Source organism: Streptomyces rimosus subsp. rimosus (assembly GCF_000720725.1).
Taxonomy (GTDB): Bacteria; Actinomycetota; Actinomycetes; order Streptomycetales; family Streptomycetaceae; genus Streptomyces; species Streptomyces rimosus_A.
This window is the reverse complement of record NZ_JOCQ01000233.1, coordinates 1-768: the sequence shown is the minus strand read 5'-3', so window position 1 is coordinate 768 and position 768 is coordinate 1. Positions and strand designations below refer to the sequence as shown.

Sequence of the window (768 nt, the reverse complement as noted above, 5' to 3'; positions counted from 1 at the left end):
GAAGGTGTCCGCCAGCTCCTTGAGCTCGTCGTCCGGACCGCCCAGCTCGATACGGCGGTGCAGGTCGGAGCCCGCCACGCGCTGCGCGGTACGGGTGATCCGGCCCAGCGGCGACAGGACCCGGCCGGCCATCGCGTACCCGAAGGCGAACGCTACGACGGTCAGGCCCAGCAACGCCAGCAGGGAGTGATTCAGGAAGGTTTGCAGGACCGCGGCACGCTGATTGCGGAGGCACTTGTCGATCGCCGCATTGATGTCGTCGACCGTGCCGACCGACGGCAGGTCGCGGCAATTGGCTTTCCCGAGGGTGATGTCGGTGCCGAAAACCTGGATCTCCAGGGTGCCTTCTTTGAGGGTGTTGGCCGCGAACAGGTAGATGATCGCGAGAAGTACCACACCGGCCATCAGGAACATGCCGCCGTACAGCAGCGTGAGCCGGATCCGGATGGTCGGCCGGAACCATCTCAACGGGCCCCGGACCGGGTCGGTGTCGTGGGTGGAGTTGAACTTCGCGTGCGCGGTCGCGGGCGAAGGTGGTTCGGAAGAGACAGCCATGGCGGTCAGCCTCGGTGGCCCGGCGAAGCGGGTATGACGGCGGGTGCCGAGGCGGTGGGAATACGCACTGCTGATCCTTCCTCGGGTGCCGCGACGTGCACGGCACGACAGGTGTGGAGTTTCGCCCATCCTGCATGGAGACGCCGTAAGTCGGGGGTAAGGGATTGGGGCGGGTGGGGGCCTGAGCGAAGGGACCTGGGGAGAGTGTGGAGG

The 768-nt window shown here is 66.7% G+C and carries 1 protein-coding gene; it reads right to left on the bottom strand.

Annotation, left to right across the window (positions count from 1 at the left end; translation table 11 throughout):
* Positions 1–555: HAMP domain-containing protein (locus IH45_RS0142670; protein ID WP_030682633.1), on the bottom strand; the 555-nt coding region annotated here is incomplete at its 3' end.
* Positions 556–768: the final 213 nt, after the last annotated feature.